The organism is Ornithinimicrobium sediminis, from assembly GCF_021272345.1.
GTDB lineage: Bacteria > Actinomycetota > Actinomycetes > Actinomycetales > Dermatophilaceae > Ornithinicoccus > Ornithinicoccus sediminis_B.
The window spans coordinates 22,811-38,597 of record NZ_JAJSDQ010000007.1; the positions used below are offsets into that span (position 1 = coordinate 22,811).

Here is a 15,787-nt window from a genome sequence, read left to right on the forward strand (position 1 = left end):
GTTCTGCTGGGTGTCCTCGCAGGGCTGGTCAGCGACCACTCTAGGCGTGACCACCGACGTCGGTGAGATGTCCGAATCGTTACATCCCCGTTACGTGACACAGCCCACAACCGCAACGCAAACGGTTACATTGTTGGGCATCCCTCACTGCCGAGGCGCCTCCCCGCCTTGGCCGACCAAGCGAAATGGAGGCGGGCACATGCCCTCACGCAAGACATCCCGTCGCTTCCTGGCCCTCACGGCCGGCATGGCGACGATCACTCTGGCTGCCTGCGGCGGGAGTGACGACGGTGACGACGGTGGCGACGCCGGCGCCGGCGCCGACGTGACCAGCAACGTCGACTGTGCTGCCTTCGAGGAGTACGGCGACCTGGAAGGCACCTCGGTCAGCGTCTACACCTCGATCATCTCCCCCGAGGACCAGCCGCACATCGACTCCTACGTGCCCTTCGAGGAGTGCACCGGTGCGACCGTGAACTACGAGGGCTCCCGTGAGTTCGAGGCCCAGCTGCAGGTGCGTCTCCAGGCAGGCAACCCGCCGGACATCGCCTACATCCCCCAGCCCGGTCTGATCCGGACGATCGCCGAGGGCTACCCCGACGTGATCCAGCCGGTCGGCGAGCAGGCCGAGGCCAACGTCGACGAGCACTTCGACGAGCAGTGGAAGGAGTACGGCACGGTCGACGGCAGCTACTACGGCGCTCCGCTCGGCGCCAACGCCAAGTCCTTCGTCTGGTACTCCCCGAGCATGTTCGAGGAGGCGGGCTACGAGATCCCGACCACCCTCGACGAGCTGATGGAGCTGACCGAGACCATCGCCTCCGAGCAGGAGTCGCTGCCCTGGTGCGCCGGCATCGAGTCCGGCTCGGCCACCGGCTGGCCGGCCACCGACTGGCTCGAGGACATGATGCTGCGTGTCAACGGTCCGGAGGTCTACGACCAGTGGACCAACCACGAGATCCCCTTCGACGACCCGCAGGTCGTGGAGGCCCTCGACGCCGCCGGGGAGATCCTGAAGAACCCCGACTACGTCAACGGTGGCCTCGGCGACGTCCGCTCCATCGCGACCACCGGCTTCGGTGACGCAGGCCTGCCCATCCTCGACGGCAACTGCTGGATGATGCGCCAGGCCTCGTTCTACCAGGCCAACTGGCCGGAGGACGTGACCGTGGCCGAGGACGGCGACGTGTTCGCGTTCTACCTGCCCAGCACGTCGGCGGACGACCAGCCGCTGCTCGTCGGCGGTGAGTTCACCGTGTCCTTCAGCGACCGTCCCGAGGTGGAGGCCTTCCAGGCCTACCTGACCAGCCCCGAGTGGTCCGACGTGAAGGCGCAGACCTCCGGCCCGGGCTGGGTCTCGGCCAACCGGGACATGGACCCGGCCAACCTGGAGTCGCCGATCGACCAGCTCTCCTACGAGCTGTTCGCCGACGAGAACACCGTGCTCCGCTTCGACGCCTCCGACCTGATGCCGGCCGAGGTCGGTGCCGGCACTTTCTGGAGCGCCATGACCGACTGGATCGCCTTGGACGAGAGCTCCGAGGACGTCCTGTCCGGTGTGGAGAGCAGCTGGCCCAGCGAGTGATCACCAGCGAGTGACGACAGCGGGGCGGGTGGTGAGCGCAGCAGTGCCTTCACCACCCGCCCCTGTCGGTCCCGGCGACCGCGACCGGGACGCTTCCACGCCTGACACCAAAGGAGGTAGGTAGGTGGATTTCCTTCTCACGGCCACGACACCTGGCCAGAAGTTCCTCGTCATGTTCATCGCGATCCTGTTGTTCGTTGCCGTCATGGGCATCGTCCTGTGGATCTCGGACCGTCCACGCATCCCCAGCTGGGTGACCGTCCTGGGCTTTCTCGCGCCCGCTGCACTGTTGCTTCTCTTCGGGCTGATCTATCCCGCGTTCCTCACGATCAGGGACTCCTTCCGGGACCGCAGTCGCAGCGACTTCATCGGGTTCGACAACTACGCCACGATCTTCAGTGATGCGGGCTTCCGCACCGTCCTGGTCAACACCGCGCTATGGGTCGTCCTGGTGCCGCTGCTGTCGGCCGGGTTCGGGCTCATGTATGCGGTGCTCGTCGACCGGGCCTTCGGCGAGAAGTTCGCCAAGACCCTGATCTTCCTGCCGATGGCCATCTCGATGGTCGGCGCGTCGATCATCTGGAAGTTCGTCTACGAGTTCCGCCCCAACCAGGCCGGCATCGAGCAGATCGGTCTGCTCAACCAGATCCTGGTGTGGATCGGGCTGGAACCTCAACAGTTCCTGCTCAACCCACCGACGAACAACTTCTTCCTGATCGCCGTCATGGTCTGGATCCAGTCCGGCTTCGCCATGACCGTGCTCTCGGCGGCCATCAAGTCCATCCCGGACGACATCATCGAGGCAGCCAAGATGGACGGCGTCTCCGGCTTCCGGATGTTCCGCTACGTCACGCTGCCCTCGGTGCGGCCGGCCGTGGTCGTGGTCATCACGACCATCGCGATGGCGACGCTGAAGGTGTTCGACATCGTGCGCACGATGACCGGTGGTCAGTTCAGCACCTCGATCGTGGCCAACGAGTTCTACGACCAGAGCTTCGTCTTCGGCCAGCCCGGCATCGGTGCGGCCCTGGCCGTGCTGCTCTTCGTGCTGGTGATCCCGATCATCCTCTACAACATCCGCCAGATGAAGCTTTCGGAGGAGCAGCGATGAGCAACGCACCTGTCACTCCCGACACCCCGGACGACCTGGTCGACAAGGGACGCAACCTCGACGAGGGCCCCGCCGGCACCCAGGTCAAGAGCACCAAGCAGCGCAAGCTCACGCGGGCGGAGCAGCGTGCGGTCGACGCCAAGACGCGGCTGGCCTCGCCCTGGGCCTCGGCGTTCGCCATCGTCATGGCGATCCTGTGGTCGATCCCGACCTTCGGGCTGTTCTTCAGCTCGTTCCGCCCGGAGCGCGAGATCAAGACCACCGGTTGGTGGACCTACTTCCAGAACCCGGGTCTGACCCTCGACAACTACGACGAGGTGCTGTTCGGGTCCTCGACCAACTTCGCCAACCTCTTCGTCAACACGGTCGTCATCACGCTCCCGGCGGTGATCATTCCGATCACCCTGGCGCTCCTCGCGGCCTACGCGTTCGCGTGGATCGACTTCAAGGGACGCAGCTGGCTGTTCGTCGGTGTGTTCGCCATGCAGGTCATCCCGATCCAGATCGCGCTGATCCCGCTGCTGACGCAGTACGTCAGCTGGGGCCTGGCCGGGTCGTTCTGGGTGGTCTGGTTGTCGCACTCGATCTTCGCGCTCCCGCTGGCGATCTTCCTGCTGCACAACTTCATGATGGACATCCCGCGCTCGCTCATCGAGGCTGCGCGGGTCGACGGCGCCGGGCACGTGAAGATCTTCTTCCAGGTGCTGCTACCCCTGCTGGTGCCGGCGATCGCCTCGTTCGCGATCTTCCAGTTCCTCTGGGTCTGGAACGACCTGCTCGTCGCGCTGACCTTCGCCGGCGGCTCGCCCAACGTGGCGCCGTTGACGGTCCGCATCGCCGAGCTCTCCGGCAGCCGCGGTGCCGACTGGCACCTGCTGTCCGCCGGTGCGTTCATCTCGATGATCGTGCCCGTCGTCGTGTTCCTCGGCCTCCAGCGCTTCTTCGTCCGCGGCCTGCTGGCCGGCGGCGTCAAGGGCTGAGCCCGGAGACGACATGAGCACCATCTCCGACGTGGCGCGGGCGGCCGGGGTCTCTGTGGCCACGGTCTCCCGCGCCCTTCGGGGCGTCAGCACGGTCAACCCCGCGACCCGGGAACGGGTCCTGCGGGCAGCGACCGAGCTCGACTACGTCGCCTCCCCGACGGCGGCCTCCCTGGCGTCCGGACGCACCCGCGTCATCGGCATCGTCACCCCCTTCCTCACCCGGTGGTTCTTCGCCACCGCGATCAGTGCCATCGAGAAGACCCTGCGGGAGTACGGCTTCCACGCGCTGCTGGTCGACCTCGAGGCCGACAGCGCCCTGCGCCGCCGCGAGCTCACCAACCAGATGCTGAGCAAGCGCGCCGACGGCTTCATCACGATCAACGTCCCGCTGCGCGAGGACGAGCTCGCCCTGCTCGACAAGCTGGGCCTGCCGGTGGTCGCGATCGGCAACCCCGTCGCGGGCTACCCCCTCATCCACATCGACGACCAGGCAACCGTGCGCACCGCCGTCGACCATCTCGTCGACCTCGGGCACTCGCACATTGGCTATGTCGGTGCGGTGCCCGCCGAGGCCGAGCACCGGCTGGTCCCCTGGAGCAGGCTCACGGGCTTCCGGGCCGTCATGGCCGACCACGGCCTGCGGGTGCACGAGGAGTGGGTCATCCCGTGCGACTGGTCGGCCCAGGACGCTGCCCGCCAGGCCGCGGCGCTGTTCCTCCACGACCCCGCACCGACCGCCGTCGTGGCCGGCAGCGACGAGATGGCCATCGGCGTCATGGCCGCTGCCACCGAGTCCGGGCACCGCGTCCCCGAGGACCTCTCGGTCATCGGCATCGACGACTTCGTGCTCGCCGACGTGCTGCGGCTCACGACCGTGCGTCAGGACGTCGTCGCGCAGGGCCGTGCGGCAGCGACGACGCTCCTGCACCAGCTGCTCTCCGGCAGTGCCGAGCCCTCCCCTGCGCTGCCTGCCGGGATGACCAGCGACGGCCGGCTCACCCTGGACACCACCCTGGTCAAGCGCCGGACGACCAGCAGGCTCCGGGGCACGGTCAGCTCGCACCCGCCCCTGCTGGGCACCCCCGCCGACCGCCCCTGACCCGTTGCCAGGGGTTTTGCCCCTCAGCCGCCCCGTTGCCAGGGCTTTCACACCCGCCCACCCCCGTTGCTAGGGGTTCTCCACCCGCGACGCCCCCGTTGCCAGGGGATCTCCACCCGGACCGGGACGCGTGCCCCGGCCTGTCGCAGGTGCAGACCGGCGTGGTGTTTCCCTCGCAACGCAGCACACCAGCGGGGATCTCCCTGGCAACACGGGTGAGGATGCCGGGATCTCCCTGGCAACGCGGGTGAGGATGCCGGATCTCCCTGGCAACGCGGGAGGGGAAGCCGGGGTCTCCCTAGCAACGGCGGCCGGAGACCCAGGTGGCACGGCAGCGCAGCGTGTCCCGTCGAGCACCGTCATGTCGGCCAAGGCCCCGGGACGCAGCTCGCCCAGCTCGGTGTGCCCCAGGGCACGGGCCGGGACAGCCGTGGCCGCACGCACCGCGGTCACCAGGTCGACCCCGACGGACACGGCGCGCCCGATCGACTCGTCCATCCTGGCCCCCGAGCCGGCAAGCACGCCGTCGGCACGCCTCGGGGGCTGCCCCTCCTGCACGACGAGGTCGACCCCGCCGAGGCGGTACTCCCCCGGCGGCATACCCGCCGAGGCGACGGCATCGGTGACGATCATGACGCGGCCGGGTGCGGCGGCGAAGGCCACCCGCACGGCGTCGGCGGCCACGTGGTGCAGGTCCACGATGAGCCCCAGGGTCAGCCGGTCGTCGGCCAGGGCTGCGCCCACCACCCCGGGTGCCCTGTGGTGCAGGGGGCTCTGCGCGTTGAAGAGGTGCGTCACCAGCCTCGCCCCGAGGTCGGCCGCACGGTGGACCGTCGCGGCATCGGCCTCGCTGTGCCCCAGCGACACCCGCACCCCGGCGTCGACGAGCGCCGTCACCGCTGCCTCCGCGTGCGGCAGCTCCGGGGCCAGGGTGAGGTAGCCCAGGTCCTCCCCACCGGCGTCGACCAGCAGCGCGACGCGTGGCGGTGTGGGCTCGCACAGCCACTCTGCGCGGTGGGCGCCGCTGCGCGTCGGTGCGAGGAAGGGGCCCTCGACGTGCGCGGGCAGCAGCCGGGCGCGCGGCCGGTCGTCCCGGGCGAGCTCGGCCCGGAGGGCGCGGTAGCGGCGCAGCCGGTCGGCCAGCTGCTCCACCGGCGCGGTGACGAAGGTCGGCACCCAGGCCGTGACCCCGGTCCGCGGCAGGCGCTGGGCGATGTCGGCCATCTCGGCGCCGCCGGCCTCGGCGACGTCATGGCCGAACGCGCCGTTGACCTGGGCGTCGACGAGCCCCGGCACGAGGATGCCCTCGTCGACGTGCTCGTCTGCCGTATGCGGTGGCGCGCCGTGACCGGTCGCGACGACCCGGTCACCGGCGATCCTCAGCCACCCCGGACCCGGTGCCTGACCCGCCGGGGCGTCGAAGAGGACGACCGCGCTCGCGCTGACGAGGCGGCTGGGGGCAGGGTGCACCCACAGGACACTATCCGGGTGCTGCCGTGCCCCATGGACCTGAGACACGGCAGCACCCGGACGGAGGGGGTCAGCTGTAGCGGCGCTCGCCGGCCTCGCGACGCGGCCGGTAGCTGGAGCGGCCACCGGTCGGACGGCCGCCACCGCGACCGCCCTGGCGGCCTCCGGGACGACCGCCCCGGTAGCCGGGACGACCACCCTGGCGGCGTGGGGGCCGCAGCACGTCGTCGAGGCGGGACTGCGGGATCACCTCGCCGGACGGCATACGGCCACCGGCGGTCTCGATCACGGCCTGGTCCTCCGGGCCCGCGTTGACCGGCCTGGCGTCCACTCCGGCCGCCTCGAGCATGCGGCTCAGCTGGCGCTTCTGGTGCGGCAGCGCGAGGGTCACCACGACACCGTCCTCACCGGCACGTGCGGTGCGGCCCGAGCGGTGCAGGTAGTCCTTGTGGTCCGCCGGCGGGTCCACCTGCAGCACCAGGCTGACGTCGTCGACGTGGATGCCGCGGGCCGCGACGTCGGTGGCCACCAGGACCGGGATCTCGCTGGCCTTGAACGCCTCCAGCACCCGGGTGCGCTGCGCCTGGTTCAGGCCGCCGTGCAGGGCAGCAGCGAAGACGCCGGACTCGCGCAGCTGCAGCGCGACGCGGTCGGCGCCGAGCTTGGTGCGCACGAAGACGAGGGTGCGGCCGGTGCGGTTGGCGATGGCCGCCGTGACCGTCTTCTTGTCGTGCGGGTGCACGAGGAAGACGTGGTGGTCCATCGTCGACACGCTGGCGCGCGCGTCGTCGGTGGAGTGGGTCACCGGATCGTGCAGGTAGCGTGCCGCGATCTTGTCGACGCCGTGGTCGAGGGTGGCGGAGAAGAGCAGGCGCTGGCCCGACTCGGGGGTCAGGTCCAGGATCTCCGAGATGGCCTCGACGAAGCCCATCTCGGCCATGTGGTCGGCCTCGTCCAGGACGGTGATGCGCACGTCCGACAGGTCGGCTGCGCCACGCTCGATGAGGTCGGACAGCCGGCCCGGGGTGGCGACCAGCACGTCGACACCCTCGTCCAGCGAACGCAGCTGCGGGGTGTAGGACATGCCGCCGGCGATCAGCTGGTGGCGCAGACGCATCGCCGACATGAGCGGCTTCAGCGCGTCCACGATCTGCATGGCGAGCTCACGGGTCGGCGTCAGGATGACGGCGTGCGGCTTGTGCGGCCGGGCGCGGTCCAGCTCGGCCAGACGGTGCAGGGCCGGGAGCCCGAACGCCATCGTCTTGCCGGATCCGGTCTGGCCGCGGCCGAGCAGGTCCCGCCCGGCGAGCGCGTCGGGGATGGTCGCGGTCTGGATCGGGAACGGGGTCGCGATGCCCTGGCGGGCGAGGGCGGCGACCAGGTCGCCGTGCAGCCCGAGGGCGGCGAAGCCGTTGTCCTCGGTGACCGGCACGGGGCCGGCGGCGGGACGGGTGGTCATCGGACGCTCCGTCCGGTCGGGGCGCGGAGTGCGCTGGGGGCGGTCGGTGCGCTCATGGCGGTTGGCCTCATGCTCTGCTCGGTCGCGACGGGAAGGACGTCGGTCGACGTCCTGGCGCTCGCGACGGTCGGGGCGACCGGCGAACTCCTCGCGGTGGGTGCGGAAGGTGTGCTCACGGTGCTCGGAGCCTCCGTCGCGGCGCCGGTCCTGGCGCTCGCTGCGGTGGCCACGGTCGAAGTCGTTGCGGCGGGGGGCGCCGCCGCGCTCGGGACGGTCGCCGGAGGAGCGACGCTGCTCACGGTCACCGTATGCCGGGCCCGAGCTGCGGTCGGCGAAGGAACGCGACTGGTCGCGGTCACCGGAGGAACGACGCTGCTCACGGTCACCGTATGCCGGACGCGAGCTGCGGTCGGCGGAGGACCGGGACTGGTCGCGGTCACCGTAGGAACGACGCTGGTCGCGGTCACCGAAGGAACGCGACTGGTCACGGTCACCGTAGGAACGACGCTGGTCGCGCTCACCGTAGGAGGGGCTCGTCGTGCGGCCGTCGCGGTAGGCACGGTCCTCGCGGGCCGCCTCGTCGCGGGCACGCCCGGACGGGCGGTGACCACGGGCCTGACGGGTCCCCTCGCTCCAGCGGGGTGACTTCGTGCGCTCGTCGCCGCCCTGCTGACGGCTCTGGTCGGGGGTGGGCTCGCCGCGCGACATCCGCGCCGCCTTCTTCTGGGCAGCGGTGTGACGGGGCTTCTTGGGCGCGCCGGAACGCGCGGGCTTCTTGGCCATGAGTGGCAGTGCTCGCTTCGGGTCGTCGAGGTAGGTGCGCCTCAACGCTTCGATGTGAGCGTGACCGGACCAACCCCCAGGCGCGTCTGTCGGCGCCCGATGGGCCGCGTGGATCGGATCGTCCCGCGGCGTTGGATGAGCCGCACTGTCGCAGTGCAGCCCCGCAAGGTTACCAGACCGTGATCATCGCTCCGAACCGGAGCCGAGCACCCGGGCGACCCTGACCTCGAGCTCCTCGAGCTGGGCGGTGACCGGCAGGTCCGTGTCGAGGACGTGCACGGTCAGCACGTCGCCCTCGAGGGCGACCGAGAGCGTGCCCGGCATGAGGCTGGTGAGGTCGGCGACCGCCACGCGCGGGAGACCGGCGGGCAGCGACAGCCGGTGCTCCACGAGGCCCGGTGCCAGGTCGAGGGGGCGGCTCAGGGCGCGTCGGGCGACGTCGACGCCGCCCGCGACCGACCGTCCGAGAAACCACGCCACGAGCTGGGCCAGCGCCCAGGCACGGCGGTGCGGCGGCCCCTGACGTGGCCGCGGCGGCAGCAGCCACAGGCTCGTCCCGGTCGCGAGCGGCACCAGCGCCACGGCATACGTCCATGTCGTCGGGTCCCCCTCGGTGAGGACCCACCACAGCACGACCATCAGCAGCACCCGCTCGAGAGCCCCGCGCACCAGCACCATGCTCACCACGCTCCCACGGCCAGGACGAGCAGGAGCACCGCCAGCAGCACCGCGCCCGAGACCTGCCAGCGCGCCAGCCCCGCGTCACCCGTGGCCGCGAGCGTCGTGGGTGACGGCGACCGGTCCGCCACGAACAGGCCGGCACGCCCCAGCACCTGCCGCGCACGCGCCACCGCCACCTCGACACGGCGCTCCAGGTGCAGCAGCCGGCGCACCATGGCCTCCTCCGGGACCAGCAGGTCACCCGGTGGCAGGAGCCGACCGTCCGGATGCGCAGCCCATGCCGGCAGCCGCTCCCGGGCTGACAGCCACCACCCCAGCCCCGCCAGCCCGAGCCCCAGGAGCACCGGCCACGCCGCGTCCCACAGGGTGACCGGCTCCAGGCCCGGCACCGACTCGACCGGCACCCAGCGCCCGGCCAGCAACCAGGTCAGCGTGATCCCACCGACGACGAGCACCGACCAGGCCACCAAGGTCGCCAGATCTCCCGGACGCTCGTCGCGCCTGCCCCGCAGCAGCAGCCAGCCGCCGCGTGCCAGCAGCAGTGTCGAGCCGGTCCCCACCAGCGGCAGCAGCAGGGCGAGGTCGACCCCGAGCACCGTCGCGGACCCGACGGACTGCTTGGCGGCATACTTCGCCACCGCTCCGCTGCTCAGCGGCGCCCCGGCGACCGCCAGGGCGGCGACGCCGAGCCCCACCAGCACCCAGGGACGCGCCGGACCGGCGCCGTGCGCCCGCCACACCCCCACGCCGAGGAAGAGCGCACCCTTGGCCAGGCCGTGGTGGACCGCGTAGAGCACGGCGGCCACGACGCACGCCTCCGCCAGGTCCGGCCTGGCCAGCGCGACCCCGACGAGCACGGACAGGAAGCCCATCTGGCTGATGCTGCTGTAGGCCAGCGCCACCTTGGGGTCTGCCTGGAGCAGACCCGCGGGCACCGCCAGGAACGCCCCGAGCACGGCCAGCACGACCAGGGTGGCCCCCCACCCGGGCATGGCCACCTCGCCCAGCGGCAGGTAGCGCAGCCAGCCGACCAGCCCGGCTTTGAGCATCGCACCGGACAGGACCGCGCTGGCCGCCGGCGGCGCCGCAGGGTGGGCCAGCGGCAGCCAGACGTGCAGGGGCACCGTGCCGGCCTTGACGCCGAAGCCGAGCAGCAACAGCAGCACGATCACGCCACGCGCCTCGGAGCCTGCCACCACGTCCGCGGCGTCCGCGACGAGCAGACCACCCTCCTGCACCACGAGCAGCAGGCCGGCGAGGATGAACATCTCACTGGCCACCGCCAGGACGATGTAGACCCGTCCCGCTCGCCGGGCCGAGGCGGTGTTCTCGTGCACGACCAGGCCGTATGCCGCGAGGCTCATCACGGTGAAGCACAGGTAGAAGGTCACCGTGTCGGCGGCGACGAAGACGCCTGCGTTGCCGACGAAGCTCATGAGCAGGAAGCCGCTGAGCACCGGGGCCCTGGTCGTGCGTCCGGGCCGCACCGCCACCAGCGCGACGCCGTAGAGCAGCACCGCGAGCAGCAGCAGCGGGCGGCCGAGCTCGTCGACCTCCAGGCGCGTGCCCAGGACCAGCCAGGGCACGTCGACCGCTCCGGCGCGCGGCCCGGCGAGCGCCAGCAGGCCGGCGGGCAGCACGGCCAGCGGTGCCCACCGCACGAGGGTGGTGCGCCCTCGTGCGGAGACCTCGCGCGGTCCGAGTCCCACGACGGCCAGCAGGAGCACCGTCGTCACGGGAGCGAGCACCGCCACCACCCACAGCGCACTCATCCGTAGCTCAGCTCCGCGATGAAGCGCGCCATGTCCAGGGGCGCGTAGGGCGCGGCGGCCAGCAGACCCGCTGCCAGGGCCAGAACGGCGGTGACCACGGCAGGCAGGAGCAGGGCCTTGGGCGCCTCGACCGCCGGCCGCTCACGTCGCTGCTCGACGTGCCACTGCACCCCCTCCTCGGGGGTCCGGAGCCACAGGGCGTAGACGACCGGCAGGAAGTAGGCGGCGTTGAGCAGGCTGCTGAGGACCAGCACCACGACGACCCAGGACTGCCCGGCCTCGATGGAGCCCAGGCCCAGCTGCCACTTGGAGACGAAGCCTGCCATCGGCGGCAGCCCGATCATGCCGAGCGCGGCGACGGTGAAGGCCGCACTGGTGAGGGGCATCCGGCGGCCCACCCCCGGCAGCTCGCTCACCTTGTGCAGGGAGAGCACCTCGGCGAAGAGCCCGGCGCAGAAGAAGAGCGTGATCTTCATCAGGCCCTGGTGGACGATGTGGACCACGCCGCCGGTCGTCGCGAGCACGCTCACCATCGAGACACCCAGCGTCACGTACGCCACCTGGCTGACGGTGGAGTAGGCCAGACGCCCCTTGATGCTGTCCTGGCGCAACGCCCGCACGGAGCCGTAGACGATGGTGACGCAGGCCAGCAGCATGAGCGGGAGAAGGACCCCCAGCGCCTGCGCCACCTCCGGGCCGTAGGTGTGGTGGACCAGCCGCACGATGCCGAAGACCCCGGCCTTCACCACGGCGACCGCGTGCAGCAGCGCGCTCACCGGGGCCGGCGCCACCATGGCCTTCGGCAGCCAGCCGTGCAGGGGCACCAGTGCCGCCTTCACGGCGAGCCCGGTGAGGATCGTGCCGAACACGAGCGTGGCCACCACCGGCTGCTCCTGCGCCAGGCGGGCGACCTCCTCCACGCCGCCGTCGGTGAACTCCACGGGCCCGACCAGGCTGGTCAGCCACGCGACGCCGAGGAGCAGCACCACGCCCCCGGTCAGGGTGTACGCAAGGTAGGTGCGAGCACCCGCCAGCGCCTCGGGGGTCTGGCGGTGGGCCACGAGAGGGTAGGTGGCCAGGGTGAGCAGCTCGTAGAAGATGAGGAAGGTGACCCAGTTGCCCGACAGGGCGATGCCGGTGGAAGCGGTGACGCACAGGCTGAAGAAGCCGAAGAAGCGGCTGCGGTGCGGCGCCTGCTCGAAGTAGCCGATCGCGAAGACGGTCGTGACCAGCCACAGCACCGCCGACAGCCCGGCGAAGAAGAGGGACAGCGGCTCGGCGCGCAGCACCAGGTCGATGCCGGGGACCAGGGTCGAGCGCCACTCCAGCCGGGTGCCCCCGACGACCGGCGGCACGAGCCAGATGACCAGGCCCACCTTGGCCAGCGCGCCGCCGAGGTTCAGCACGGTGCGCAGCCGCACCTGCTCCTCGCGCAGGAAGAAGATGAGCACCGCCGGCGTCAGGGAGGCCAGCAGCATGACGAGCGGGACGAGGTCGTTCTGGACGGGCACCTCCCCGGGGGTCACGGCAGGCTCCCCAGGACGGACCCGACCTCGACCAGGGCCAGCAGCTCGACCGAGCGCAGCCCCAGCGCCACCGCCAGCACGGCCAGCACCAGGGGTGCCACCACCATCCGGCGGGCCACCGGCCGCAGCTCGACCAGCTCGTCGGCGCGCTGCGGCTCGTCGAACATCGCCCGCAGTCCGGCGGCGGTGTAGGCGAAGGTCAGCAGGCCACCGACCAGCAGCACCGGCACCCACCACCACTGGCCCGCCGCCAGGGCGGCCTGCACCAGCTGCCACTTGCCGACGAAGGCCAGCGTCGGCGGCAGCCCGGCCAGGCACACGCCCGACAGGGCGAAGGTCATCGCGACCGCCGGCATACGGGTGACCGCGCCGTGCAGGTCGTCCAGCCGGTCGGAGCCGTGGGCCCGCGCCAGGGTGCCCGCGCTCATGAACATCGCCGACTTGGCCAGCCCGTGCGCCACCACCAGGGCGGCCACCCCTGACCAGGCCAGCCTCGCCGCGTCCGCCTCCGCCGCCCCGGCCGGCGCGGCCAGGCCGGGCACCGCCAGGGGCAGGAGCAGGAACAGGTAGCCCACCTGGGCCACCGTGGAGTAGGCGACCATGCGCTTGAGGTGGGTCTGGCGCAGCGCGACCACGGCGGCCCAGACGACACCGACCGCGCCGAGGACACCGACCAGGGTGGCCACCGCCATCGCGCCGTCCGCACCCGGGAGGCCGAACCACAGCCGCACCACGACGTAGAACGAGGCCTTGACGACCAGGGCCGACAGCAGCGGGCTCACGGCCGCGGGCGCACCCGAGTGCGCCGGCGGCAGCCAGGCGTGCAGCGGGAACAGCGCGGTCTTCAGGGCCATCCCGACGGTCATGAGGCTTAGGGCCGTGACCATGACCACCCCGCCCTCGAGCCGCTGCCCGGCGGTGGCGATGTCGAGGGTCGCGGTCTCGGCATACACCAGACCCACCCCGAGCAGGTAGGCCAGCGAGCCCAGCACAGCCACGAACAGGTAGCGCAGTGCGGCGGCCAGGGCCGCCGGACCGCCGAGGGCGACCAGGCCCACCGCGCCCAGGCCGACCAGCTCCAGGGCGACGTAGGTGTTGAACAGGTCGGCGGCGAGGTAGACCGCGTTGAGCCCCGCCCACAGCACCAGCCAGACCGGCCAGAACAGTGCACCACCACGGGCCGCGGCCGAGCCGGAGGCGTAGACGCTGACGAACGCACCGACCACACCGGTCAGCAGGACCATGAGGGCGCTGAGGCCGTCGGCCCGCAGCCCGATCCCCAGAGGGATGCTCCAGTCCCCCAGCGCCGCCTCCAGCACGCCGGAGCTGCCGACCTCCAGGGCCAGGAGCACCGACCCGGCCCCCAGCGCGAGGGCCACGACCAGCCCGACGCGCCCGGCAGCGCGCGCGGGCAGCAGTGCCGTCACGACGGCGGCCCCGAGGGGCACCAGCACCAGGGCGGCGAGCAGGTCACTCATGGCTCGCCTGCCGGTCCTGCTCGTCACGCTCGACCCGTCGCACCATGGCGAGCGCGAGGCCGGTGACGCTCACCGTGATGACGATGCCGGTCAGCACCAGGGCGTGCAGCACGGAGTCCGGCTCCTCGGGGTTGCTGCGGTAGGCCACGGCGACGAGCACCATGAGCACCCCGCTGCCGGCGACGTTGAGCGCCACCACGCGCCGCAGGTGGTCCCCCGTCAGCACCAGCCGAACCGTGCCGAGCACCGCCAGCCCGACCCCCAGCAGGAGGAAGACGTCGCCGTCCGTCACGGTTCCTCACCCCGCCCGGTCCCCGCGGCGGGGCGTCGACCGGCGACGAACAGGACCGCCAGGCAGGCGCCGATGCTCACGGTGAGGACCGCCTCGAGCAGCAGGATGACGGTGCCCTGCCACGGCTCCGCCAGCACCAGCCAGCCCTGGCCCAGGGCGACGGTGACGTAGCCCAGCGTCAGGAACGCGGCCAGTCCGACGAGGACCGCGGGCCGCAGCCACCGGCCCGTCGGCACCGCGAGACGTATGCCGCCGAGCCGGAGCAGGATCAGGGCACCGGCCAGGAGCGCCCCGGCCTGGAAGGCACCGCCGGGCCGGGACGACCCGGCGACCAGCAGCCAGCCGGCTCCCAGGACGATGACCGGCACCGCCAGGCGCACCAGCGCGTCCGGCACGGGCGAGGCGGCGCCGGGCGCCGGCACCGTCTCGAGCCTTCCGTCGCGGTGCAGCGACAGGACCACGACCACGGCCAGCGTCAGGACCGCGACCTCGAGCAGGGTGTCGTAGGCGCGGAAGGCGAGCAGGACGGCGGTGACCGGGTGGCTGACACCGCTGTCGTCGGTCCGGTCGAGGACGGTAGGCCCCAGCCCGGTCCCAGGCTCGACGGGACCTGCCTGCAACGCGGCCGCCCCGAGGAGCACGACCAGGCCGGCTCCGGCGACAGCACCGAGCAGTGGCATCAGCCAGCGTGGGCCCACCCGCCGGTCCGGGCCGCGCCGGGGTCGCTCGGTGACCGCGTCGAGCAGCAGGGCGCCGGTGACCCCTGCCGCGATCGCCGCCTCCGCCAAGGCCACGTCCGGCGCTCCCAGGCGTGCCCAGACCACGGCCAGCACGAGGCCGAAGACGAGGAACATCATCACCGAGGCCACACGCCCAGGCACGAAGAGAGCCAGCCCGGCACTGACCAGGACCGCCGTGACCAGCACGAGGTCGAGCACCAGCCCCACCGTCATGTCTGCTCCTCCGGGGCGTCACGCCCGAGCAGGTGGCTGCTGGTCGCCGCCGCGACGAGGGCCAGCGCCCAGATCAGGAGGAGCTTGGCGGCCTCGGCCACCGAACCGGCCTGTGGCACCAGGGCCAGGACGACCAGCCCGAGGCCGAGGTTGTCGGCCTTGGTCAGGGCGTGCAGGCGGGTGCGGAGGTCCGGGAAGCGCAGGAGGCCCAGCGTCCCCACCGCGAAGAAGGCGCACCCGGCCACCAGGAGCAGCCCGGTGAGCACGTCCAGGATCACGACCCACGCTCCTCGGCGGACACCCGCACCAGCACGACCAGAGCGGCCAGCGCGACCAGGGCCAGTGCAGTGTCCCGGAGGGCAGGAAGGTCCCAGGCGGTGCCCAGGACGACCAGCACGGCGACGCCGGTGGTCGAGAGCAGCAGCAGGGCCGTCAGCCGGTCGCGCGCCGTCGGCCCGCGGACGACCCGGACCAGCCCCACAAGGACCGTGCCGAGGAGGAAGACGGCGACCGCGACCAGCAGACCGTCGAGCACGGCATCAACTCCAGTGGCACACGGGGTGTCAGGGGGCGCTCCCACCCTAGGGATGTGGCT

Annotated in this window: 14 protein-coding genes; 4 read left to right on the plus strand and 10 right to left on the minus strand. The window is 71.8% G+C overall.

Annotated features, from left to right (window positions below):
- Positions 1 to 199: 199 nt before the first annotated feature.
- The 4 genes from LVO85_RS14180 (at position 200) to LVO85_RS14195 (ending at position 4,778) form a co-directional block, all read left to right on the plus strand.
- On the plus strand, positions 200 to 1,585 hold the full coding sequence (locus LVO85_RS14180) for an ABC transporter substrate-binding protein (RefSeq protein WP_232748148.1): 1,386 nt from the start codon (positions 200 to 202) through the stop codon (positions 1,583 to 1,585).
- 124 nt (positions 1,586 to 1,709) lie between these two features.
- The gene (locus LVO85_RS14185) at positions 1,710 to 2,696 is read left to right on the plus strand and encodes a carbohydrate ABC transporter permease (RefSeq protein ID WP_232748149.1); all 987 of its coding nucleotides are present in this window, start codon (positions 1,710 to 1,712) and stop codon (positions 2,694 to 2,696) included.
- Positions 2,693 to 3,676: a carbohydrate ABC transporter permease gene (locus LVO85_RS14190; protein WP_232748150.1), complete on the plus strand. Its 984-nt coding sequence runs from the start codon at positions 2,693 to 2,695 to the stop codon at positions 3,674 to 3,676. The genes LVO85_RS14185 and LVO85_RS14190 overlap by 4 nt, the downstream gene beginning before the upstream one ends.
- Before the next feature lie 13 nt (positions 3,677 to 3,689).
- The gene (locus LVO85_RS14195; RefSeq protein ID WP_232748151.1) at positions 3,690 to 4,778 is read left to right on the plus strand and encodes a LacI family DNA-binding transcriptional regulator; all 1,089 of its coding nucleotides are present in this window, start codon (positions 3,690 to 3,692) and stop codon (positions 4,776 to 4,778) included.
- 69 nt (positions 4,779 to 4,847) lie between these two features.
- Here LVO85_RS14195 and nagA read toward each other — a convergent pair whose 3' ends face one another.
- From nagA to LVO85_RS14245, 10 genes are all read right to left on the minus strand, one after another.
- A complete protein-coding gene (gene nagA / locus LVO85_RS14200; protein ID WP_232748152.1) occupies positions 4,848 to 6,248 on the minus strand; it encodes an N-acetylglucosamine-6-phosphate deacetylase in 1,401 nt (466 codons plus the stop codon).
- 70 nt (positions 6,249 to 6,318) lie between these two features.
- A complete protein-coding gene (locus LVO85_RS14205; RefSeq protein ID WP_232748153.1) occupies positions 6,319 to 8,535 on the minus strand; it encodes a DEAD/DEAH box helicase in 2,217 nt (738 codons plus the stop codon).
- Positions 8,536 to 8,673: 138 nt separating this feature from the next.
- Positions 8,674 to 9,168: a Na+/H+ antiporter subunit E gene (locus LVO85_RS14210; RefSeq protein ID WP_232748154.1), complete on the minus strand. Its 495-nt coding sequence runs from the start codon at positions 9,166 to 9,168 to the stop codon at positions 8,674 to 8,676.
- Positions 9,169 to 9,170: 2 nt separating this feature from the next.
- Positions 9,171 to 10,943, minus strand: a complete 1,773-nt coding sequence (locus tag LVO85_RS14215) for a proton-conducting transporter transmembrane domain-containing protein (protein WP_232748155.1) — start codon at positions 10,941 to 10,943, stop codon at positions 9,171 to 9,173.
- Entirely contained in the window at positions 10,940 to 12,469 is a 1,530-nt protein-coding gene (locus LVO85_RS14220) for a complex I subunit 5 family protein (protein WP_232748156.1), read from the minus strand. Before LVO85_RS14220 ends, LVO85_RS14215 begins: the two co-directional genes overlap by 4 nt.
- Positions 12,466 to 13,947, minus strand: coding sequence for a complex I subunit 5 family protein (locus LVO85_RS14225; RefSeq protein WP_232748157.1), 1,482 nt, complete (start codon positions 13,945 to 13,947; stop codon positions 12,466 to 12,468). The genes LVO85_RS14220 and LVO85_RS14225 overlap by 4 nt, the downstream gene beginning before the upstream one ends.
- Positions 13,940 to 14,239, minus strand: a complete 300-nt coding sequence (locus LVO85_RS14230; RefSeq protein ID WP_232748158.1) for an NADH-quinone oxidoreductase subunit K — start codon at positions 14,237 to 14,239, stop codon at positions 13,940 to 13,942. Before LVO85_RS14230 ends, LVO85_RS14225 begins: the two co-directional genes overlap by 8 nt.
- Positions 14,236 to 15,192 carry a hydrogenase subunit MbhD domain-containing protein gene (locus LVO85_RS14235; RefSeq protein WP_232748159.1) on the minus strand — a complete coding sequence of 319 codons (957 nt, stop codon included), beginning with the start codon at positions 15,190 to 15,192 and terminating at the stop codon, positions 14,236 to 14,238. The genes LVO85_RS14230 and LVO85_RS14235 overlap by 4 nt, the downstream gene beginning before the upstream one ends.
- Positions 15,189 to 15,470, minus strand: a complete 282-nt coding sequence (locus LVO85_RS14240; RefSeq protein ID WP_232748160.1) for a monovalent cation/H(+) antiporter subunit G — start codon at positions 15,468 to 15,470, stop codon at positions 15,189 to 15,191. Before LVO85_RS14240 ends, LVO85_RS14235 begins: the two co-directional genes overlap by 4 nt.
- Positions 15,467 to 15,727, minus strand: coding sequence for a hypothetical protein (locus LVO85_RS14245; protein ID WP_232748161.1), 261 nt, complete (start codon positions 15,725 to 15,727; stop codon positions 15,467 to 15,469). Before LVO85_RS14245 ends, LVO85_RS14240 begins: the two co-directional genes overlap by 4 nt.
- Between the last annotated feature and the right edge of the window lie 60 nt (positions 15,728 to 15,787).

Excerpts from the sequence above, each read along its gene's own strand:
- LVO85_RS14180 (WP_232748148.1), top strand. The coding sequence starts at position 200 with ATGCCCTCACGCAAGACATCCCGTCGCTTCCTGGCCCTCACGGCCGGC.
- LVO85_RS14190 (WP_232748150.1), top strand. The coding sequence starts at position 2,693 with ATGAGCAACGCACCTGTCACTCCCGACACCCCGGACGACCTGGTCGAC.
- LVO85_RS14195 (WP_232748151.1), top strand. The coding sequence starts at position 3,690 with ATGAGCACCATCTCCGACGTGGCGCGGGCGGCCGGGGTCTCTGTGGCC.
- LVO85_RS14210 (WP_232748154.1), bottom strand. The coding sequence starts at position 9,168 with ATGGTGCTGGTGCGCGGGGCTCTCGAGCGGGTGCTGCTGATGGTCGTG.
- LVO85_RS14215 (WP_232748155.1), bottom strand. The coding sequence starts at position 10,943 with ATGAGTGCGCTGTGGGTGGTGGCGGTGCTCGCTCCCGTGACGACGGTG.
- LVO85_RS14225 (WP_232748157.1), bottom strand. The coding sequence starts at position 13,947 with ATGAGTGACCTGCTCGCCGCCCTGGTGCTGGTGCCCCTCGGGGCCGCC.
- LVO85_RS14235 (WP_232748159.1), bottom strand. The coding sequence starts at position 15,192 with ATGACGGTGGGGCTGGTGCTCGACCTCGTGCTGGTCACGGCGGTCCTG.